The sequence below is a fragment of the Halobacillus rhizosphaerae genome (assembly GCF_046719735.1).
Lineage (GTDB): Bacteria > Bacillota > Bacilli > Bacillales > Halobacillaceae > Halobacillus_B > Halobacillus_B rhizosphaerae.
Map to the genome: position 1 here is coordinate 11,832 of NZ_JAUTWQ010000012.1, position 20,631 is coordinate 32,462.

19 protein-coding genes and 1 riboswitch are annotated in these 20,631 nt (G+C 42.8%); of the genes, 5 read left to right on the forward strand and 14 right to left on the reverse strand.

Annotated elements, in window-relative coordinates:
* Positions 1-26: 26 nt before the first annotated feature.
* Complete coding sequence (locus Q7A53_RS13995; protein WP_411789796.1) at positions 27-326, reverse strand: phasin family protein; 300 nt, start codon at positions 324-326, stop codon at positions 27-29.
* Positions 323-1,990, reverse strand: a complete 1,668-nt coding sequence (locus Q7A53_RS14000; RefSeq protein ID WP_411789797.1) for an ABC1 kinase family protein — start codon at positions 1,988-1,990, stop codon at positions 323-325. Before Q7A53_RS14000 ends, Q7A53_RS13995 begins: the two co-directional genes overlap by 4 nt.
* A gap of 173 nt (positions 1,991-2,163) precedes the next feature.
* Here Q7A53_RS14000 and Q7A53_RS14005 point away from each other — a divergent pair, with 173 nt between their 5' ends.
* The 3 genes from Q7A53_RS14005 (at position 2,164) to Q7A53_RS14015 (ending at position 6,292) form a co-directional block, all read left to right on the forward strand.
* Positions 2,164-3,063 (forward strand): GNAT family N-acetyltransferase, encoded by a 900-nt coding sequence (locus Q7A53_RS14005; protein ID WP_411789798.1) that lies wholly within the window; start codon positions 2,164-2,166, stop codon positions 3,061-3,063.
* 75 nt (positions 3,064-3,138) lie between these two features.
* Positions 3,139-4,008: a fructosamine kinase family protein gene (locus Q7A53_RS14010; RefSeq protein ID WP_411789799.1), complete on the forward strand. Its 870-nt coding sequence runs from the start codon at positions 3,139-3,141 to the stop codon at positions 4,006-4,008.
* A 928-nt stretch (positions 4,009-4,936) separates the two neighbouring features.
* Entirely contained in the window at positions 4,937-6,292 is a 1,356-nt protein-coding gene (locus tag Q7A53_RS14015; RefSeq protein WP_411789800.1) for a YjiH family protein, read from the forward strand.
* Between the two features lie 152 nt (positions 6,293-6,444).
* Here Q7A53_RS14015 and Q7A53_RS14020 read toward each other — a convergent pair whose 3' ends face one another.
* The 9 genes from Q7A53_RS14020 to Q7A53_RS14060 form a co-directional block, all read right to left on the reverse strand.
* Positions 6,445-7,104, reverse strand: coding sequence for a type 1 glutamine amidotransferase domain-containing protein (locus tag Q7A53_RS14020; RefSeq protein ID WP_411789801.1), 660 nt, complete (start codon positions 7,102-7,104; stop codon positions 6,445-6,447).
* Between the two features lie 364 nt (positions 7,105-7,468).
* Positions 7,469-8,479 (reverse strand): acyltransferase family protein, encoded by a 1,011-nt coding sequence (locus Q7A53_RS14025; RefSeq protein ID WP_411789802.1) that lies wholly within the window; start codon positions 8,477-8,479, stop codon positions 7,469-7,471.
* 457 nt (positions 8,480-8,936) lie between these two features.
* Positions 8,937-10,178, reverse strand: a complete 1,242-nt coding sequence (locus Q7A53_RS14030) for an aminopeptidase (RefSeq protein ID WP_411789803.1) — start codon at positions 10,176-10,178, stop codon at positions 8,937-8,939.
* 165 nt (positions 10,179-10,343) lie between these two features.
* Complete coding sequence (locus Q7A53_RS14035; RefSeq protein ID WP_411789804.1) at positions 10,344-11,771, reverse strand: cryptochrome/photolyase family protein; 1,428 nt, start codon at positions 11,769-11,771, stop codon at positions 10,344-10,346.
* A 118-nt stretch (positions 11,772-11,889) separates the two neighbouring features.
* Entirely contained in the window at positions 11,890-12,357 is a 468-nt protein-coding gene (ribH, locus tag Q7A53_RS14040; RefSeq protein ID WP_411789805.1) for a 6,7-dimethyl-8-ribityllumazine synthase, read from the reverse strand.
* Positions 12,358-12,369: 12 nt separating this feature from the next.
* Complete coding sequence (locus Q7A53_RS14045) at positions 12,370-13,563, reverse strand: bifunctional 3,4-dihydroxy-2-butanone-4-phosphate synthase/GTP cyclohydrolase II (RefSeq protein ID WP_411789806.1); 1,194 nt, start codon at positions 13,561-13,563, stop codon at positions 12,370-12,372.
* 17 nt (positions 13,564-13,580) lie between these two features.
* Positions 13,581-14,231: a riboflavin synthase gene (ribE, locus tag Q7A53_RS14050; protein WP_411789807.1), complete on the reverse strand. Its 651-nt coding sequence runs from the start codon at positions 14,229-14,231 to the stop codon at positions 13,581-13,583.
* The gene (gene ribD / locus Q7A53_RS14055; protein ID WP_411789808.1) at positions 14,232-15,329 is read right to left on the reverse strand and encodes a bifunctional diaminohydroxyphosphoribosylaminopyrimidine deaminase/5-amino-6-(5-phosphoribosylamino)uracil reductase RibD; all 1,098 of its coding nucleotides are present in this window, start codon (positions 15,327-15,329) and stop codon (positions 14,232-14,234) included.
* A 169-nt stretch (positions 15,330-15,498) separates the two neighbouring features.
* Positions 15,499-15,651: riboswitch (FMN riboswitch) on the reverse strand.
* Between the two features lie 110 nt (positions 15,652-15,761).
* Positions 15,762-15,989, reverse strand: coding sequence for a hypothetical protein (locus Q7A53_RS14060; protein ID WP_411789809.1), 228 nt, complete (start codon positions 15,987-15,989; stop codon positions 15,762-15,764).
* 307 nt (positions 15,990-16,296) lie between these two features.
* Here Q7A53_RS14060 and Q7A53_RS14065 point away from each other — a divergent pair, with 307 nt between their 5' ends.
* On the forward strand, positions 16,297-16,446 hold the full coding sequence (locus Q7A53_RS14065) for a Spo0E family sporulation regulatory protein-aspartic acid phosphatase (RefSeq protein ID WP_411789810.1): 150 nt from the start codon (positions 16,297-16,299) through the stop codon (positions 16,444-16,446).
* Between the two features lie 458 nt (positions 16,447-16,904).
* Complete coding sequence (locus Q7A53_RS14070; protein ID WP_411789811.1) at positions 16,905-18,560, forward strand: glycoside hydrolase family 13 protein; 1,656 nt, start codon at positions 16,905-16,907, stop codon at positions 18,558-18,560.
* Between the two features lie 389 nt (positions 18,561-18,949).
* On the opposite strand, the gene Q7A53_RS14075 is transcribed toward Q7A53_RS14070, so the two are convergent.
* The 3 genes from Q7A53_RS14075 to Q7A53_RS14085 all read right to left on the reverse strand — a co-directional run bounded on the left by Q7A53_RS14075 (position 18,950) and on the right by Q7A53_RS14085 (position 20,598).
* Positions 18,950-19,399, reverse strand: a complete 450-nt coding sequence (locus Q7A53_RS14075) for an OsmC family protein (RefSeq protein ID WP_411789812.1) — start codon at positions 19,397-19,399, stop codon at positions 18,950-18,952.
* A 137-nt stretch (positions 19,400-19,536) separates the two neighbouring features.
* The gene (locus Q7A53_RS14080) at positions 19,537-19,728 is read right to left on the reverse strand and encodes an SE1561 family protein (RefSeq protein ID WP_411789813.1); all 192 of its coding nucleotides are present in this window, start codon (positions 19,726-19,728) and stop codon (positions 19,537-19,539) included.
* A 108-nt stretch (positions 19,729-19,836) separates the two neighbouring features.
* Entirely contained in the window at positions 19,837-20,598 is a 762-nt protein-coding gene (locus tag Q7A53_RS14085) for a TerC family protein (protein WP_411789814.1), read from the reverse strand.
* Positions 20,599-20,631: the final 33 nt, after the last annotated feature.

Genomic DNA, 20,631 nt, shown 5'->3' on the forward strand with positions numbered 1-20,631 from the left:
TGAATGGTCTGCCTAAACTGGCAGGTTTATTTTTTATACAGATGGCTTTCAAGTCGTTGAAGTCTGGCTTCTAAGAGCTCATATTCTTCTTTCGTAACAAAACCAAGCGCCTTGATGCGATCCTGCATTTTCCCTTTCGCTTGATCGCTCCATTCTTGGTCAAGACCCTCGCCTTTGGAAATCCAGGAGTTCAGCATTGTTTTAGCTTCTGCTGGGGTCATTTCCCGTTTAGCTACTAAGTCATCCAGCTTCTTTTCAAACTTCTCTTTTCCGCTAATCGCAGCTCCCAGTCCTAAATAGAATCCTTTTTTTAATAAATCGCTCATCTGATATTCCCCCTATTATTTTGAAGTTGCTTTAATAAACGAAAATGGCTCAGCATGAAGAAGATCCATCCTACAGCTCCAATTCCGGCAATAAACCCGCCTGCCCACAAGGGGATCGGCAGAGAGTAAACCATCGTTCCTCCGATTACCCCTCCGCCAGTGGTAAATACGAAGAAAAAGAGCAAAGCATAGAAAAGGTAGTATTGGTGAAACAGATGGTTCTGCTGCTTATGACTTTGCCATTCTCTTTCCTTATCCCCATCTTCCAAATACTCAATCAGCGCCCTTGGCAGTGACAATAATGGCCTGGCGGTTTCTTTAGCAATTTCTTTATATAAAGAAAAGTTAGAATCATCACCAGCCATCCATTCTTTAATGACCGGCCGCCCCCACTGCACTAAATCAACCTGTGGATATACGGTAATCAACACACCGGAAATAATGGAAGTCGCTCTGCCGAGAAAGGCATAGTCTGCCGGCAGCTGAATCGGCTGTTCTTTCACAAATTCTTGTACTTCTTCGAGGATATCAGTGATCATCTGGGCATCCAGCTTGTTGAAATCCCCTTCCAGGTACATCTTCGTCGTTTGCTTCAACAATTTCTTCATTTTCTCCGTATCCGCATGCTGCAGCAGAAACTCCATTTCTCTTAAGGCTTCAATGACTTTATCGTAATCATCAAGAATAAATCCTTGGATCATTTTACGAATGGAAGTCGCGTCTTCCTTCTTCACTTCGCCTACCATCCCGAAGTCAATCACGACAAGAGTACCGTCCGACTTTAACATTAAATTTCCCGGATGAGGATCTGAGTGAAACATTCCGGCATACAGAAATTGTTCTATACTTAAATCAAACAGAACCTTTGCCAGTTTTTCACGATCAATCTTATGCTTTTTAATAAAGGAAATATCTGTTACCTTCGCCCCTTCAATCCACTCCATAACTAAAACCCGTCTAGTGGATAAATCCGAGTAATATTCGGGTATATAGAGAGAAGGGAAGTCTTTAAATCTCTTTTTGAAATGGTTCCCGTTCTCAAGCTCCATAGTAAAATCAAGTTCATTACTAATGACCATAACGACTTCTTTGTATAAAGCTTTAAGATCTGCTTTTTTACCATACTTCGTAAACCGGCCGAGCATCCAGAACACAATGCGCAGGGCTTTAAAATCCATTCGAAAGATATCAGCTACCCGATATCGCTGGACTTTCACCGCTACGGGAGTTCCATCGTGTAAATGTGCCTTATACACTTCTCCAATCGATGCAGAGGCAACAGCATTCTCGTCGATATCGGCAAGGAGTTCGTCAAGAGATGTCCCCCAGTCCTCCTCTATCGTTTTTTTAGAGTAACGAAATGGAGTTGGCTCCACCCGGTCTACAAGTCCTTCCAGTTCTTTAATAAATGAGCTAGGCAAAAGGTCACCGCGAGAACTTAAGAATTGGCCGAATTTAATGAGCAGACCACCCAGGAGTATCGCCTTCTTGCGGTATTCTCCCGCCTGGCGCGCAAGCATGGCCTCCCATTTCTTATTGGTTTGTTCATCCCAAATCCGGTGCGTCTTTTGAAACCAGACAATTTGCAGCAGAAATCTTGTCGCCATCCAAACAATTACACTGACTCTATAAATAGATATGTATTTAAACCGTTTATTAGCCATAAGCCCTCACCATTCCTAATTATCCTAATTGTTTTCTATCTTAACATTACCCTGCACACAGAATATCAATCACACATTTATAAGGTTTTACTGGGATTTATTCTGTTTAACGTCTTGAGTTGAGTTTTTCCCGTTTGTTATGGCATGATTTATTAAAAGGAGAAGGTGATAACATGTACATTGGCGAGTTAGAAGTAAAGGATTTACATAAGGTTGCCAATTGGCTTCATCGTATGAACGAGCAGGATAAACACTTTGTTGCCTGGCTTGCATCCGATCCCAATGAAATATTTGAACAAATCTGGACCCTGACTCAGTTTAAAGAACCGCTGGCTTTTGTCGCATGGAATGATAAACAGGAGATTATCGGTTTCCTGGGCATTCTTCCATTCTTTGAACAAAAGCTGTGCCGTCTGCTTGGTCCGTTTGCACTGAGTGAAGAAGAAGCAATGATTGAACAACTATGGAATAAAGCTTCTTTAACGATCCAGCTTCACTTTGATGTAGTTAAAGTCGCCTGTTTTGAAGCGAACCATGCGTTAGTTGCTTTCTCGGAGAAAAAGGGCTTTCAATTATATAATGTTGAAAAAACGTTAGCGATTCATCGATCAAATTTCGAACCCACCGACACGAAATGCCATTCGATCGTTAACATCGGAGAGGAAGACAAAGATCAATTAGATCTGCTTCATCCGAGCGCTGCCTATTATACCTTGAACGAGATGATGGAGCTTGCCGGTAAGGAATCCAATAAACTCTGGGGATACCAAGTCAATGGAGAGCTGATCGGATATCTTTATTTCGAAACGATTATTCCAGACGAAGAAGGCGAAATCTGCTTTGTTAATGTAGCCCCCGGGCATAGAGGCAAAGGCATTGGTTCTACTTTAATTGAACACGCTGTCCAGTATGCCTTCCACATTTATAACCTGGATGCCGTCACGATCTCGGTACGCACGCAGAACAAACAGGCAGAACGTCTATATATGCAGTTTGGATTTAGAGAAATCAATAAAATCTTTGCTTATCAGAAAAAATTAGAAAAACCTCAAGTTCCCCCTACCCTGCATTAAACAGGGCGGAGTCGTTCGATTTCCTGACGGCTCTTTTTTTTACAGAGAAAACCGCTTAATCTAAAGGAGGCAATTATGAAGGAGATAATTCAACAAGGGTTACAGCAAATAGGAGACCACTCTTCGATCACCGAGATCCGCCAGGTAAGCGGAGGAGATATAAACCAAGCGTTTTATGTCCAAACAGAGACGAAAGAGTATTTTATGAAAGGAAATCAAAATGTTCCTCCTCACTTTTTCAAGGCGGAAGCTGATGGACTGGAGTTAATCGGACAGACAAATACAATAAGCGTACCCGCTGTGCAATATTATAATGAACCCGAACAGGGTGCGCCCGGAATTCTTATAATGGATTGGGTCACCGGAGAAAATCGAGCGAACACGCCTGAAATGCTTGGTACCAGGCTTGCTCAAATGCATCGGCATGAAGTTTCTGCTTACGGACTTAACCAATCGACTTTTGTCGGGACAATTCCTCAGGAAAATGAATGGTGCGAGACATGGACAGAGTACTATAGAAATTATCGGTTACGACCGCAAATGGAACTGGCTGTTCAAAAAAATCGTCTTGATCAGAACCGACACCAGCGGCTGGATCAGCTGATCACTCAATTAGAGGGCTGGATTCCAGAGAAGCCGTCCGCCTCTCTCCTTCATGGTGATTTATGGGGTGGAAATTGGATGGCTGGCCCGGATGGTGAGCCCTTTTTAATTGATCCGTCTATTGTTTACGGGGACCCTGCATTCGAACTTGCCTTCACGGAACTATTTGGAGGATTTCCGGATCCTTTTTATAAGGCGTATCAGGAAACGTCTCCTCTTCCTGACAATTATGACGAAACGAAGCCATTGTACCAGCTCTTTTATTTGCTTGTTCATTTAAATTTGTTTGGAGAAACGTACGGTCCGTCAGTTGATCGTATTCTTGCTCGTTATGTAGGGTGAGATGTTTTTTTGGAAAATATTTCTTTAAAACTTAATTTCGAGACTATAAGGGGTGTTCAGGGGGCTGCGGGAAAAGGATCGCTTTCCGTGGGGCGGGCGCTGAGCCTCCTCGAGCAAAGCTCTGTGGGGTCTCAGCTGTCCCGCACTTCCCACAGGAGTCTCACCGTTTCCCTCCGCCCCCTTGCCCTAATAGAATCTCGAAACCCCTTCAAGAAAAAGCGAAAATTTTAGTGTCAGCATACAGGTCACATGAGCATATCTCTTCTAATATGTTGGAAGTGATGAGGCTATTATTCGGGAAGAGACTTGTATCTCCATTGAATGGATTGTCGGGAAACTGTGCGTTAATCCATTCCCTTCTAAACTTGATTGGATGAAACGGAAACAATTAGTGATGCTATTCAATAGTTAGAAAGACGGTTTGTAACTAGGAAGACATTCGATAAGGTCCGTTCATCAACCTATGGGTAGGGTGGCGCAGGAAATGACGAGACTCCCGTGGGAGAAGGGGATAGGCGAGACCCCACAGAGAGTGAAAACTAACGAGGAGGCTTGCCAGCTCCCCCACAGGAAAGCGAGTTATTTCCTGCGCCACCCTCCTCTCCTTGTTCATAACGGACCCAAACATCTCGAAGTCGAGTCTTCCTTAATCCTGCACTTTTCCAGAAGATATGTTAAATATCTGAAATACACGAACCCAAAGAGTGCTTATAAGAACCAGCCTGCCATTTTAAATGGTTTGGCTGGTTCTTTTTAATCAGTCTCAATTTTTTCCAAGGATTTTATATAAAAAAGTCGAATTAGAAGGAAATGGTACAAAATTTTTCTTGGCTTTTTAGTAGAGTCGTATTAAAATGTACAATGTTGCATATTTATTCTCATCTTATTCATAGTTAAAAAATTATCATTCAGTCAGGAGCGATGTCTTATGGAAGCAAAGCAGTATAAGCTTTCTTCTCATTTACGGTTTATTATTCCGTCCCTTTTAGGGATTATTTTATTTATGGTGCCGATTTATGATCCAAAAGAAGATTCCGTCACCATTCCAATTGCTATTTTAGCCGGCTGGGTCGAAACATGGCTCGAAAATCAATTATCCTTTATTATGATGCTCATCATTTCTATTACTGCGATTTGTACCTTAGTAGTAAAAGCCATGAAAAAGGAAAAGCTGAACAAACTCCCATTCTTTCAATCCTTATTTGACGTACCCATTGTATGGGTAATTACCCGCGTGTTCGGGATGATTTTTGCCATTATGGTCTACTTCCAAATTGGACCCGATGCGATTATTTCTGGCGACAATGGCGGCTTATTATTAAACGATCTCTTACATGTATTATTTGCCGTCTTTCTATTTGCTGGGTTATTTTTACCGCTGCTATTAAATTACGGTTTATTGGAACTGTTCGGAGTTCTATTAACTAAATTTATGCGTCCGCTGTTTAAACTTCCGGGACGTTCTTCGATTGACTCTCTAGCTTCATGGCTGGGAGACGGAACAATCGGGGTCTTGCTGACAAGTAAACAGTATGAAGAAGGCTATTATACAAAACGGGAAGCTGCCGTCATTGGGACGACATTCTCCGTAGTATCCATCACCTTTAGTTTAGTGGTAATTAATAAAGTCGGTCTTTCCTCCATGTTTATTCCGTTTTATTTAACCGTGGCTTTAGCTGGATTCGTGGCTGCCTTGATCATGCCAAGAATTCCACCGCTTTCAAGAAAAGCCGATACCTATGTCACAGAGGAAGCCGATGAAATCGATGAGAGCATTCCCGATAAGCACAACGTGTTCACGTATGGCTATCAGCAAGCTGTCGACCGCGGAAGTAAAGCCAGCGGCGCTGGGGATTTCTTCAAGCAGGGAGCTCAGAATATCCTGGACATGTGGATGGGAGTAGCCCCTATTGTTATGGCGCTTGGAACGGTTGCTCTTGTGATCGCTAACTCTACCCCATTCTTCCAGTGGCTGGGTGTCCCATTTATTCCGTTCCTTGAACTGCTGCACATTCCTGAAGCTCAGGCAGCGTCTGAAACCATCCTAGTCGGTTTTGCTGATATGTTTCTTCCTGCAATCCTCGGGTCATCGATAGACAGTGAAATGACTCGGTTTATTATTGCCAGTCTATCGGTGACACAGTTAATTTATATGTCTGAAGTGGGTGGCTTAATATTGGGCTCAAAAGTCCCTGTAAATCTGCTGGAACTCTTTATTATCTTCCTGCAAAGAACGATTATTACTTTACCAGTTATTGCACTAGCCGCTCACTTTTTATTTTAATTTAAACTCTTATTAGAAGATTAGAGCAAGTATGATTGGAAAGAACTAAAAAAAGGCGAACGATGATGGAATCATGTAGTTAACATTTCATCATCGTTCGCCTTTTTAATGGCTAATAAACCTCAATCCCCTGAAATTACAGCTCTGCACCTTTATTGCAGCTGTCTGATGACAGCTTGAGCCGTACTTAAGCTGGATTGAGGGTTTTGTCCAGTTACAAAGTTTCCATCCACTTCCACATGGTCCTGAGAAGTTCCAGAAACGATAAACTCTGCCCCCTCTTCACGCAGCTTATCTTCCAGTTTAAAAGGCAGGAGCTTCTCTACTTTTGCTTCCACTTCCTCCTCATTCGTAAATCCTGTGATCTTAACTCCAGACACAATAGACTTTCCGTTCTTATCTTTAACGCCTATAAATCCTGCTGGCCCGTGACAGACTGCACTAATGGTTTTCTTTTCTTCAACAAAATGTTCCAGAATCTTTCCGAGCTCCTGATTTTCCGGAAAATCAAACATTGTACCATGGCCTCCTGAAAGGAAAACAGCATCAAATTCCGCAGGCTTCACTTGCTCCAGCGGGATCGTATCTCTTAGGGGCTCCATGACGCCATCCCATATATCAGGCAAGTCATTGCTGTAACTATTCGGATCAATCGGGATCTTTCCCCCTTTAATACTAGCTGCCGTAATTTCAAACCCTGCCTGCTTAAACTCCATCGAAGGTTCTACAAATTCCTGCAGCCATAATCCCGTTTCATGCTTTTCATCCATTTGCTTCGTATTCGTAACAATCATCAGTATTTTTTTAGCCATGAAAATATCCCTCCTTAGTCAGTTACCTTCTATTGTTTACCAAATCATAATGATCCATGCCTTATCAAAAGCGGAAGCGCCTTGGGGAGCTGCGACAAGCATAAGCAAAACCATGGCGTGGCGTTTTTTGCCACAGAATGGGATTGCTTATGTCACGAGCAGCTAGGCGCTGCAGCTGGATGATTCAAAAGCGAAGAGGAGCGTTTAGATCCTCCGGGCTAGGCCAGCGGCTGCAAGAGGGGCGATCTCCCCCCTTCTTTTACTCCACAACACAAAAAACCCGAACCAATGTAAATCAATGGTTCGGGTTTGCTGGTGAAAAATCAATTCTATTGTCGTAATTTCTTTATGATCTTCCTCATGGTCATGCGGAAGATTGTTTATTTGTCAGCCTTGACCACCAATTTTGAATGCGACTTGTTCTTACTTCAATAACCGGCTGGGTCAGCGTACGTATAGGATTAGTAGATAGCAGCAATACAATCGCCGCAGACATGATCGCTAAGCCTAACAAGTCCAAAATGTTATCCACTTTAAACAGGTCTTCGTGTCTGAAGAATTGAATAAAGAATCCATGTAGCAAGTACACATAAAGCGTCCTGCCTCCGAAATTTGTTACACGGAATTGTTTATTCGGTACCCAAGAAAGTACGCTGATGGTCATAAGGGCTCCAAGGACATAAACAACCAGACGGAAGATCCCTCCCATTTCAGGGGTGCCCAGCACATCATAAGATTTAGAACCAAGCAGCCAGCCGGAACTGATATCCGGGAAGGCAGCAATTAAACCGGCAACTACGAGCATCATCACTAAGCCCGCTTCCTTCACTCTCACTGAACGCAACTTTTGCATATGTTCTTTGGTTAACCAATAACCCGCAAGGAAGAACGGAAAAAATACAAAAGTTCGTGACAGGCTGAAGAATTGCCCAATATCACTGAAATATCCAATAACTAGACCAATCTCTAGGGAAATGGCGATTCCCATAATTGGCGGAATTCTTTTGAACCAATACAAGAGAATGTGCCAGCAAAACAAGCTGAACAGGAACCATAGGGACCAATGCGGCAGAAATGGACCATTCAGCCAGCCGTCGTCTCCCATTATAAAAAAGTACCCAGTATATACCAATTGGAAAATCAAATACGGTAAAATTAATTTCCGAGCTAATTTCAATACATAATCTTTATTTCCGGCGCCTTTAGCAAAAAAGCCGGAAAGGAATATAAATGCAGGCATGTGGAACGTATAGATCCACGTATAGAGCGTGTAAATGGGCCTGGAATCATGTGTGAACGGTTCAATCATATGGCCAAACACGACAAGGAATATTAATAGTAATTTTGCATTATCAAAGAAGGCATCCCTTTTCATCATCTTCACCCTTTATAGTTAGCAGTTATCTATACAAATTACACACACGTCTGTTTAATCTCTTCAATAAAACCTTATTCTATATTTACCACAAAACAGAAAGATATATAGCAAAAACTTCACTTTTTAAAAGAACTGTAATTATTCTGTTAAACTGACCTGCACTTGTCTCTAAATTGTAATGAATAATAATGAAAGATGCAGGGCATAAGGGGAATCCCCCCAATCCAAAGACGACAATCCGGAGACTCTACTTTGTTCATAAGTGGGAACCTAGAAGAACAAAAAAAGAACGTTGATGGAGTAATGTTGGTAACATTCCATCAACGTCCGGATTTAATAATGGCAAAATGACTTCTGTCTCTTCCTCTTATCTAGCATTTCATCCATCATCTTTATATGACCGGATGTTAAAGCTGCTTGTTAATCGTGGGAAGTGTTTAATATTCTGATTCCCTTATTCAAATTCGATAGCCCAGGAGCCTTTGCGGAAGATCGGTTCAAAGCTGCCGTCCTGCGTTTCTCCGTCGATATCAAGCTCGGCAGATCCCATCATAAAGTCTTCATGGATAAGGCTGTCATTCACGCCGTTCTCATTCATCTGTTCTTTATTCATAGCTGGTCCTTCTTCAATATTGGTTGGGTAAGCTTTACCCAGCGCCAAGTGGCAGGAAGCATTTTCATCGTACAAAGTGTTGAAGAAGATATGACCAGATTGGGAGATCGGGGATTCATTGGGTACAAGAGCGACTTCTCCTAATCGTTTTGCCCCTTCATCCGTTTCAAGTAAATGCTTTAATGTATCTTCTCCGGATTCTGCCTTGTAGTCAACAATCTTGCCATCTTCAAAAGTGAGAGTGAAGTTTTCAATCAAGTTGCCCCCATAATTTAACGGTTTTGTACTTGAAACTCTTCCTTGCACTCCGTATTTATGCGGCATGGTAAACACTTCTTCCGTCGGCATATTCGGATTAAATTCAATGCCTTTATCCGAAGTAGCTGAACCTCCGTGCCAGATATGATTATCTACAAGCTCGATCGTCAGCTCTGTACCAGGAGCGTTATAGTGAAGACGCTTGTACTGTTTTTCGTTTAAGAATTCGCGAGCCTGACGAAGCTTATCATTGTGCTTATTCCAAGCTTCGATTGGATCTTCCTGGTCAATTCGGGTAATTTGGAAGATCTGCTCCCATAATTTGTCCTGAGCTTCTGCCGTGGAAACGCCAGGAAATAGCTTTTCAGCCCATGCTTTCTGAGGGTAAGCAATGATGGTCCAGGTGGTTTTATCATTCATAATATAATCACGATAATTCGTCAGCGCTTCGGCACTAGCTTTATTCGCGCGGGCTACGCGTTCGGAATCTACGTCTTTCAACAGATCAGGATTCGGCCCGTAAACAGACATGAGTGAATAGCCGTCTTCCACCATTTTCTCAAGTCCTTCTGCCTTCCATTTTGGAAAGTTTTCCAGCACTGTCATGGGTGCATTCTTCATTTTAAGATAAGTAAGTACTTCGTCGCCCCATTCAATATGGACGTCTTTTGCTCCTTTGCCGTAGGCTTTAGCGGCAATCGTTCTCACAAGATCTGCGGATTCGATGGGAGCATTGATAATAAGCCCCTGATCTTCTTGGATATTTACCCCTTTCTTCAAGGCAAGTTCTGCATACTTTTCTAATTGCTGCTGGTGTGTTGTCACTATTCATACCTCCATTTGGTCAAAAGTAATAATTCTATTATTTCATATTTTCAAAATCATTCCCACTTATTGCTATTCGCCTGCTAGTTATCATCCATTTTTGAGTTTTGAAAAATTGCACAGGGCCTAAAGCACACCGAAAAGAAAGGACCTGCTAGAAAGAAATCATTTCTCTTTCTTAAACATGCTGATGGCTTGCTTCCGCATAACTTTATGATCAATCAGGGGATCAGGGTAATCTTCTCCGATCCTGCAACCTGCCTCCCGCTGTTCTTCTTCAGACATTTTTCCAGGTTCGTGGATATACTTTTTGGGCACATTTTCAAGTTCAGGTACCCATTCTTTAATAAACCTGCCATGGGGATCAAACCGTTCTGACTGTCTTGTTGGGTTGAAAACGCGGAAATAAGGTACAGGATCTGTACCAGTAGAAGCGGCCCACTGCCAGCCGCCAATATTTGAGGCTGGATCATAATCAACGAGCCGTTCCGAGAAATAACGTTCCCCTAAACGCCAGTCCATTAATAAATCTTTTGTCAAAAAGGAAGCCACAGCCATGCGCAGCCGATTGTGCATCCATCCTGTTGTGTTCAATTGACGCATCGCGGCATCAATAAGCGGAAATCCTGTCTTGCCTTCTTTCCAGCAGGTTAATATATCTTCATCATATTCCCAGGGCAGTTCACGGTATTTCTCCACCATTTCCTCGTCCGCCGCGTTCGGATAATAATGAAAGATCATATTATAGAAATCCCTCCATGCGATCTCCTGTATAAATGTATCTGCCCCTTTTACTCCAGCCTTTCCTGCTGTTTCTTCTAGGACTCTATGGTAAATAGTTCTAGGTGAAATCGCACCTGTCCGTAAATAACGGGACATCAGGCTGGTCCCATCCACGGCTGGAAAGTCGCGGTCATGGTCATAGTCATAAATAGCTCCATCAAGAAACCAATCCAGCCGCTCCAGAGCCGCTTGTTCGCCAATCCCATCCCAGTCGTTCTGACATTGTTTCATCAGGCTGTCATATTTATTCCTGCCTTTTTTATAGGAACTTTGGTGATCAGCGGCATGCTGCTTAAGCTTCTGGTGATCTACTTTTCTCCTTAAAGGCTTGTCCAGCTTCTGCCATTGTTTGAAATAAGGCGTGAAAACCTTATAATATCCACCATCTTTCTTTTCAATCTCACCTGCTGAATGAATGTGATGGTCAAGCGACTTATACACGTTTATTCCTTTGTCATGCAGCCAGTTAACCAGCTGATCATCTCGTTTCTTGCCGAACCCGCTCTCATCATAATTAAAATAAAAACCTTTTATGCTGCTTTCATTATTTACTAATTGCTGAAAGGCGTGCTCCAGCTCCCCGTATAGAAAATGCACAGGTGCTTTCAGGTCCTCACAATCGCTTACAAACGACTGCAATGTTTGGAAATAGTAATCATGACGGACGGTAAAGGTGTCAATTAAATCAGGGTGAATGTGATAAAACAGAAGGACTCGATCATCTGCCTCTGCATCTTGTACCGCTTGAGCGAGAGCAGTGTGATCCTGCAAACGTAAATCCTTTCTGAACCAGACGACTCTTACAGCCATCCCCCCGCCCCCTTTCCTTCAAATAAGTTCTTCTGCCTATTAGCGATTTCCCTTAAATTTGATTCAAAAACATAAAAAAGCCGTTTCAGGGAGTTCATTCCCTGAAACGGCTTGTCCATTAATCAAGTAATCGATTTAAATTGGCCATTTCAATGGCTGCTGTTGCGGCTTCCCAGCCCTTATTTCCGGCTTTCGTTCCTGCCCGTTCAATTGCCTGCTCAATTGTATCAGTGGTAATCACTCCAAAGATTACAGGGACACCGCTTTGCACAGAGGCTTGAGACACACCTTTAGCTGCTTCGCCGCATACGTAATCAAAATGGGGAGTGGAGCCGCGAATTACAGCTCCGAGGGTAATGACAGCGTCATATTTACCGGAATTCGCCATTTTTCCAGCGACCATCGGGACTTCAAAAGCTCCCGGCACCCAGGCCGCTTCCACTTGGTCAAGATCTACACCATGACGCTTCAAACCATCGGCAGCTCCTTCATACAGCTTGCTCGTAATAAAGTCATTAAAGCGTGCTACGACAATCCCGATTTTTAAACCGCTTCCTACTAAATCTCCTTCTAATGTTCTAACCATTTTTACCACTCCTTAATAATGAAATAAATGTCCCATTTTCGATTGCTTTGTTCTTAAGTAATTTTCATTCTCTTTGCGTGACTCCATTTGAATGGGCACTCTTTCGACCACTTCCAAATCGTAACCGCCCAAGCCGGAAATTTTCTTCGGATTATTCGTGAGCAATTTCAACTTGGAGATTCCGAGGTCCCGCAGAATTTGCGCTCCCACTCCATAGTCTCTTAAATCAGGGCCGAATCCCAATTTTTCATTGGCTTCGACTGTGTCGAGTCCTTCTTCTTGAAGTTTATAAGCAAATAATTTATTCAGCAGACCAATCCCTCTGCCTTCCTGCCGCATATATAAAAGCACACCGCTGCCATTTTCAGAAATCTGCTTAAGAGCATTATGAAGCTGAGGTCCGCAGTCACAGCGGTATGAACCGAACACATCCCCCGTTAAACACTCGGAATGAACCCGTACCAGGGTAGGTTCACCAGCTTTAATCTCACCTTTAATTAAGGCAATATGATCCTTATAATCAATATCATTGCTATAAGCGACCGCACGGAAATCTCCATACTCCGTGGGCAGGCTGACTTCTACTTCCCGCTTTACATGATTTTCATTTTTGTGGCGGTATTGAATGAGATCCGCAATCGTAATCATTGGAATGTCAAATTCATCTGCCATCTTCCGTAGATCAGGTACTCTGGCCATAGTGCCGTCATCTTTAATAATTTCACAGATCACTCCTGCCGGCTTTGAGCCAGCCAGAACGGCTAAATCAACGGATGCTTCAGTGTGCCCTGCTCTTCGCAGTACGCCGCCCTCTTTAGCTACCAGCGGGAAAATATGACCAGGACGCTGGAAGTCGCTTGCTGTAGTTTCGGTATCCAGCATTTTCCGAATCGTTAACGCACGCTCATCTGCTGAAATACCAGTGGTCGTATCCTTATGATCGACACTCACTGTAAAGGCTGTCTTGTTAGGGTCTGTGCTATTGTCGACCATCGGCATCAGTTCGAGGTCACTTGCCAGCTTATCCGTAATGGGAGCACAAACCAGACCTTTGCCGTACGTAATCATAAAATTAATCATCTCAGGGGTCGCATGCTCGGCAAGTCCGACTAAATCGCCTTCATTCTCACGATCTTCATCATCACACACGATAACAACCTTTCCCATTTTTAATTGTTCAATGGCTTTTTCTATAGAATCAAACATCGTTTCACATCCTCTTTTTATGCATATCCGTTCCCTTTCAGAAACTCTTTAGTGATGTTAGAGCCTTGTTCTTCCTGCTTATCGTTCTTTAAAAAATGGGCCACATATTTACTCAGCATATCGATTTCTATGTTCACTTGATCACCGGGAGCTTTTACGCCTAATATCGTATGCTCCATCGTATGCGGGATCAAGGATATAGTCACCTTGTTATCCACGGCACCGAATACGGTTAGGCTTGTGCCATCGACTGTAATGGAGCCTTTATGCACAAAATAGCTGCTAAGGTCCGAGGGCATTTCAATTTCATAATAAACCGCATTGGATTCGGGCTTCTTAGAAACAATGGTACCCGTCCCGTCGACATGGCCTGAAACTAAGTGTCCGCCAAATCGTCCATTTGCTGCCATTGCCCGTTCCAGATTCACTTTACTTCCCTGCTTTAATTGATGCAGGTTAGTAGCACGGAAGGTTTCGGGCATCACATCAAATTGTACGTCCCGCTCCGTAAAGCTGGTTACGGTTAAACAAACACCATTTATAGAGATACTTGCCCCAAGCTCCACATCGGTAAGAACTTCTTTGGCCTGAATATTCAATTCCAGCGATTCCGTTTTGCTAGTAATGGCTTTTACGGTTCCAATTTCTTCTACAATTCCTGTAAACATTCAGGACCCCTCCTTCTTCACCGAAACAATTTTCATATCTTCACCAAGCTGTTCGAAGGTTTCAATCTCAAATGATTCTACATTTTTCAGCTGCTTTATTCCTTCTCCTGCCACAGGAGTTAAGGCGTGTTTGCCGCCAATTAGCTTCGGAGCAAGATAAGTAATCGTTTCGTTTACTTTATTCGCCCGTACGAATGCGTCAGCTACCGTTCCCCCGCCTTCGATTAATAGAGAAGTTAGTTGCTGTTCACCCAGGTACTGCAGCACTTGTTCCACGAATACTTTAGAACCCTTTTGCGGAATAATCTTCACATGAGAAAATCTCCGAAACGGTTGGAGCTGATCCTCCTTTAATTGATTACCGGTAAATATCCAAGTCGGGGCGTCATCGCTCTGAATGATTTGCGAAGAAGGCGGAGTCCGGAGATTGGTATCGAGTACTATGCGGACCGGATTCTTTCCGCCGCCTTCGATCCTTGCCGTTAACTTAGGATTATCCATTAAAACCGTATTTACACCAACTAGAATCGCATCAGATTGATGCCGGTATTGATGACCGTCCCGCCGCGCTTCCTCTCCGGTGATCCACTGACTTTCCCCTGATGAAGTGGCAATCTTTCCATCAAGACTCATTGCAGACTTTAACCGAACATAAGGCTCTGAAGTTTGGATAAAATGAAAAAACACGTGATTTAAACGATCGGCTTCTTCTTTTAAAACCTGTTCTTTCACTTCAATTCCTGCCTGCCTCATCATCTCAACCCCGCGTCCGGCCACTTTCGGATTAGGATCATGAGAAGCAATAATCACTCGTGAAATACCGGCGTCAATGATCGCCTGGGCACACGGGGGAGTTTTACCAAAATGGCTGCAAGGTTCAAGCGTGACATAGATTTCTGCCCCCTCTGCCTTTTGTCCTGCCATCCTTAGAGCATGGATTTCCGCGTGAGGCTCTCCCGCTTTCACGTGCACCCCCATACCAGCCACCTGATTATCATGAATGACCAGGGCAGCCACGGATGGGTTCGGACTCGTTTGGCCTTTCGTCTCTTTTGCCATTTGAATAGATAATGCCATATAATGCTCATCTCGATTCACGCGCTCACCCCTTAATATGAGTAAAATACTAGACAGGTCGGTCTTTAAAAAAGCGAACAAAAAAACCCTGAAGAAGACATACTTCCCCAGGGTCCTGAATGACTTAAAAATTTAAGTACACTAAATAAAGGGTACATGTAAAAAAACAACACCTGTACCAATTATGTTCTCGCTCCTTCTCCCATCCAGACTGTAACTGTCGGCTTTGGAATATGCACCAAATCAGGAGGAAACGTGAATGCCACTGTTTCCCCGTCGCGGGCTCAGAACAAAATCGTTCATTACCGCCGGCTGGGATTTTCACCCGACCCCGAAGGATTCTGTATTCAGTTGTAATACTATAAATATATAGGAAATAAACAGAACTCGCAATCCATCCGCTTATCTGACTGCCGGCAAAACCAGCTGTTTACCCTAACACAGCGCAACACCTTATATAGACTTCCCCTTCCGAAGAGTCCCCTGACAAGGATGCGCAGCTAAAATATTCTTCTGCTTAAACGTCCTCACCTGTTTTTTCATGTAACAGAAAGCAAGAACGTCTTCTTCTCTAACCCCAATGACTCGAATGGTTCTCTGAGACAAACGTCCAGAAGAATCCATATAAATTAAGGTTAGCTTTAGTTTTTGTTCAAGAGATCGGCATAATATGCCCTTCATAGTGACCACTCTCCTATTTACAAGAACGTTTGTTCCCATTATACTAAGAACAAGGAGTGAAGTATACCAACAAAAGCTGGAAGAAGTTTGCTACTTATGTATTGCGGTCAAATGGAAGACGAACTTTATTTGGAAAGCAGACCCCCCTCCTTTTTAACTACTTTAAATAGTGGTTCCTCACATTTTTGGTATGGGGTAGGAAGATCATTTCACTGATGTACAAATTGTTTATTATTCGACAATATCCTGTTAGAAGAGTCATTAAATCGGGAAAATAAAGAATAAGTTATTTATTGGAGGACCCCAAATGATTGATAAAATTCTATTAGAACAGAAAATTGAAGACATCAGACAAAAAATGTATGAAGTTTATAACCATGCTAATGATTATGAAGAAGTGATTAGGATTTCCCAGAAGCTAGACAACTTGTTAAACAAGCTGGACGAACAATCATAAAAACAAAAGTAAATTGGAGTGAGGTGGAGCCTGCCTCTTCACCCGCCCCATTTCTCTTGATCTTTTCCACCTCCCTAAGTCTCCACCGTAAGAATTGTGCCAAATCCCCTTTTTCTTATCGGTCTCTAAAAGAGATTGTAAAAACTTCCGATATCCGCTACTATAAATCTATTAATGAAATCGATTGCTTCACTAAAATAGTGTAATTAACCTTACAGATAATAAGGTAATTCTAAAATATTAATGCAACCGATTGCATTAATTAATGGGGTTTTTGTATTCCCATAAGCGAGGATCGGCCAGGATCCCACCTCATTTAGAATTCATCATAAAAAGGGACGTTCATGTACAATGAAGACAACCGCTGTAAATAAAGACATCTTAGTGGATCGTATCAAACGGATCAGGAAATCCGATAACTGGACGGCAGAAATCTATTATGGAAAAGAGGTTTTTTTATGGAAAGAGTTTGGTGGAAAGAAGCAATCGGCTATCAGGTATACCCGCAAAGTTTTCAGGATTCCAATGGTGATGGCATCGGGGATATCCAAGGGATGATCGAGCGTCTGGATTACCTGCAGGATTTAGGAATAGACTTCATCTGGATCTGTCCCATGTATAAATCCCCTAAAGATGACAACGGATATGATATTTCCGACTACCGGGATATTTTAGAAGAGTTTGGTACCATGGATGACTTCGACCGGCTTCTTCAGCAAGTACATAAACGCGGAATGAAGCTGATTATTGATCTTGTCTTAAATCATACGAGTGATGAGCATCCGTGGTTTATTGAATCACGTTCCTCTAAGGATAACCCAAAACGCGACTGGTATATTTGGCGGGACGGTAAAGGCGGGAAAGAACCGAACAACTGGGAGAGTATCTTCGGCGGGTCCGCCTGGGAATACGATTCGAAAACAGATCAATATTATCTCCATGTTTTTTCTACGAAGCAGCCTGATTTAAACTGGGAAAACAAAGAAGTGCGTGAAGCTCTCTATGACACTGTCAATTGGTGGCTGGATAAAGGGATTGACGGCTTCAGAATTGACGCCATCAGCCACATTAAAAAACGGCCAGGATTGCCAGACTTACCCAATCCTGACCAAACTGACTATGTATCCTCCTTTGATATGCATATGAATCAGGAAGGGATCCATTCATTCCTGCAAGAATTTAAAGAGCAAACCTATGATAATTATGATGCCATGACTGTAGGAGAAGCTAACGGAGTCAGCGCTGACGATGCTTACAGGTGGGTAGGAAAAGAAGGAAAAATGGACATGGTCTTTCAATTTGAACATTTAGACCTTTGGGAACAGGATGGAGATCAGCAGCTTGATATCCCTGCACTTAAGCAGGCTCTGACTCGCTGGCAGAAAGGTCTCGAAGGAGACGGCTGGAACGCTCTTTTTGTTGAAAATCATGATAAACCCCGCGTCGTTTCGACTTGGGGCGATGACGGGAAATACTGGCGTGAAAGTGCCACAGCTATTGGTACCATGTATTTCCTAATGCAGGGTACACCGTTCATTTATCAGGGGCAGGAAATTGGAATGACTAACTTCTCCTTCCCTTCTATAGAAGATTATGACGATGTTGCAGCTAAAAACCTTTACGAAAATAAAAAGGCGGAAGGGTTGCCTCATAATGAGATCATGGAAGTTCTTTGGAAAACTTCCCGCGATAACAGCCGTACTCCTATGCAGTGGAACAGCAAAGATAAAGCTGGGTTTACTACAGGCAAGCCGTGGCTCAAGATCAATAGTAACTATACAGAGATTAATGTAGAGGATCAGCTTGACAACCCCGCTTCCATCTTAAACTACTACAAAGCTATGATACGTTTGAAAAAGCAGTATGATCTGTTTACTTATGGAAGCTATGACCTCCTCATGGAAGAAGATCCGCAGATTTATGCCTACACTCGGACGCTGGGAGAGAAGCAAGCCCTGGTCATGACTAACTTAACTGCGCAGGAAGCTGTATTTAAAGGGAACAAAAGCTTAAGTAATCAAGCACTCGCTCTATCGAATAGAGAGGCAGAAAAACACAACAACATCCAAAGTGTAACCCTTCTTCCTTACGAGGCACGCGTCTATGTATTCTAAATTGCCTGAAAGAGACTGAGACAGAGGTCTTATAGGCATAATTTAATCCGAACGGTGATGAAATGTAACGCCCTGATTCCATCATCGTTCGGATTTTTCATCCTGCATGAAGAAAGATTTATAGACGGTTCCAACATTTTATTACTCAGGCTCCTCTGTTGCACAAAGTAAAATGAAAGTGAAAATAAAACCATTCCAGCGTAGGAAATACACGGAGACTTCTGCGGGAGGATGGCCTAGGTTTGACCCCACAGTGCGGAGCACGAGGAGGCAAACCAGCCGCCAGCGAAAAGCGGAGTGTATTTCCGGAGCGGTCATTCAGAGTAAATCTTTGCAATTCCTTAATTGATTGTCATTAAATGTGGGGATTTCATCTCCCCCTCTTTTACCTAAGATTCAATTTGAGTATCTGGCTGCAATTCTAATTCTACGTTGCCTTGAATGGCTTTGGATATCATACAGCTTTTTTCTGCTTTTTTCACTAATTGATTAAGCTTCTTCAAATCGTTTTCTGTTGCACTCTTCGCTAAGACCACGCGCGGTTTATGAATAATTTTTTGGTACGTAAACACTCCGTCGGTTACATCTACAACCCCTTCCGAATCCATGTTCATTTCTTTCAAGGGTAAATTCGCCCGCTCAATCATTGCTGCCAGACTAATAATATAACAAGTAGCAGCAGCTCCTAATAACATTTCATCAGGATTTGTACCTACTTCTGGTCCATTCATTTCTTTAGGAATAGATATTTTCGTTTTTAATTTATCTGCTTCGATCCAGCCCACTTCATTTCGGCCGCCGGGCCAATCCGCTTTTAAATGAAAATGATGCAGCGTCATTAAATATCCCTCACTTTCCGATCATCTAGCTCAATTGTAATCCGTATTCGACTGAATGATAACTATTTTGTTTGCAGGAGCTTCATTCCCATGACATAGAGATATCTCCTCACTTATAAAAATAGTTCACGTCTCATTTAATTACTTTCCCAGTCCTTCTTAAATCGCTCCATTTTCATTTGCAGCTGCTGAATCATGTCAAGGACTCGAGTAAAATCATCCATATCTACTTGCTCAGGATCCATAGTTGAAACCACTTGGCTCAGCATTTGAATTCTATTTTTAATGTAGTGAAATTGCTCCGATGGTTGGGTTGACGCTTTCCCCATACCTACGCCCCCTTTTATTAATAATCTTAACCACATTTTACTCTGTTTGAGCTCAATCACAAACTTTCAGCTTCCTTCTCCATGCAAACCTCAAACAGCGTCCCGATTTCATTCCTTTTCTTTTTTGGATAAGAACCAGCCTAGACTGCCAATCATCACGAGCACACCATAAAATATGACCTTCCATAACACGGAATGGGCAAAGTGCTCGTCAATCACATGTATATTGGGATGTGCGAGTGTAGAAACAGCCAGCTTCACCCCTACCCAGCCGACAATGACAAAAGCTGCAATTTCTAACCCTGGACGGGAATGCAGCAGATCGACAAATACGTTTGCCGCAAATCTCATGATAATAATCCCAATCATTCCTCCGGCCAGCACTACAATGAACTGGGCAGCATCCAGACTTCCGATACTCGGGAGATTCGTTTCTGGAAGAGAAACGGCTAAAGCAACCGCAGCAAGTATTGAATCTACAGCAAAAGCTAAATCGGCAATTTCCACTTTAAAAACGGTTGCCCAGAAACCACTGGCAGCATTTTTATCCTCTTCCTCTTCTTCCACCTGTCCTTCTCGATTTTTCCTCCATTTATCCACTAAATGCTTGATGGAAATAAACAGGAGATAGGCGGCACCCAAGGCCTGAACCTGCCAGACGTCCACCAGGAAAGATATGACGAATAATGATCCAAATCGGAGAATAAAAGCTCCAAAAAGTCCGTAAAACAAGGCTTTCTTCCGCTTATTATCTGGTAAATGTTTTACCATAATTGCCAGTACTAAGGCATTGTCAGCCGCCAGAATTCCTTCTAAGCCAACAAGTACCAGCAGCACCCACCCGTATTCGATCAATAATTGTGCCTCCATGCATCTCTCTCCTTTTTTGTATAAAAAAATGGT

Excerpts from the sequence above, each read along its gene's own strand:
- Q7A53_RS14045 (WP_411789806.1), bottom strand. The coding sequence starts at position 13,563 with ATGTTTGATTCTATAGAAAAAGCCATTGAACAATTAAAAATGGGAAAG.
- Q7A53_RS14005 (WP_411789798.1), top strand. The coding sequence starts at position 2,164 with ATGTACATTGGCGAGTTAGAAGTAAAGGATTTACATAAGGTTGCCAAT.
- Q7A53_RS13995 (WP_411789796.1), bottom strand. The coding sequence starts at position 326 with ATGAGCGATTTATTAAAAAAAGGATTCTATTTAGGACTGGGAGCTGCG.
- Q7A53_RS14025 (WP_411789802.1), bottom strand. The coding sequence starts at position 8,479 with ATGAAAAGGGATGCCTTCTTTGATAATGCAAAATTACTATTAATATTC.
- Q7A53_RS14010 (WP_411789799.1), top strand. The coding sequence starts at position 3,139 with ATGAAGGAGATAATTCAACAAGGGTTACAGCAAATAGGAGACCACTCT.
- Q7A53_RS14060 (WP_411789809.1), bottom strand. The coding sequence starts at position 15,989 with ATGAAGGGCATATTATGCCGATCTCTTGAACAAAAACTAAAGCTAACC.
- Q7A53_RS14035 (WP_411789804.1), bottom strand. The coding sequence starts at position 11,771 with ATGGCTGTAAGAGTCGTCTGGTTCAGAAAGGATTTACGTTTGCAGGAT.
- Q7A53_RS14075 (WP_411789812.1), bottom strand. The coding sequence starts at position 19,399 with ATGACGCTGCATCATTTTCATTTAAAAGCGGATTGGCCCGGCGGCCGA.
- ribE (WP_411789807.1), bottom strand. The coding sequence starts at position 14,231 with ATGTTTACAGGAATTGTAGAAGAAATTGGAACCGTAAAAGCCATTACT.
- ribH (WP_411789805.1), bottom strand. The coding sequence starts at position 12,357 with ATGGTTAGAACATTAGAAGGAGATTTAGTAGGAAGCGGTTTAAAAATC.
- Q7A53_RS14085 (WP_411789814.1), bottom strand. The coding sequence starts at position 20,598 with ATGGAGGCACAATTATTGATCGAATACGGGTGGGTGCTGCTGGTACTT.
- Q7A53_RS14015 (WP_411789800.1), top strand. The coding sequence starts at position 4,937 with ATGGAAGCAAAGCAGTATAAGCTTTCTTCTCATTTACGGTTTATTATT.
- Q7A53_RS14065 (WP_411789810.1), top strand. The coding sequence starts at position 16,297 with ATGATTGATAAAATTCTATTAGAACAGAAAATTGAAGACATCAGACAA.
- Q7A53_RS14080 (WP_411789813.1), bottom strand. The coding sequence starts at position 19,728 with ATGGGGAAAGCGTCAACCCAACCATCGGAGCAATTTCACTACATTAAA.
- Q7A53_RS14070 (WP_411789811.1), top strand. The coding sequence starts at position 16,905 with ATGGAAAGAGTTTGGTGGAAAGAAGCAATCGGCTATCAGGTATACCCG.
- Q7A53_RS14020 (WP_411789801.1), bottom strand. The coding sequence starts at position 7,104 with ATGGCTAAAAAAATACTGATGATTGTTACGAATACGAAGCAAATGGAT.
- Q7A53_RS14000 (WP_411789797.1), bottom strand. The coding sequence starts at position 1,990 with ATGGCTAATAAACGGTTTAAATACATATCTATTTATAGAGTCAGTGTA.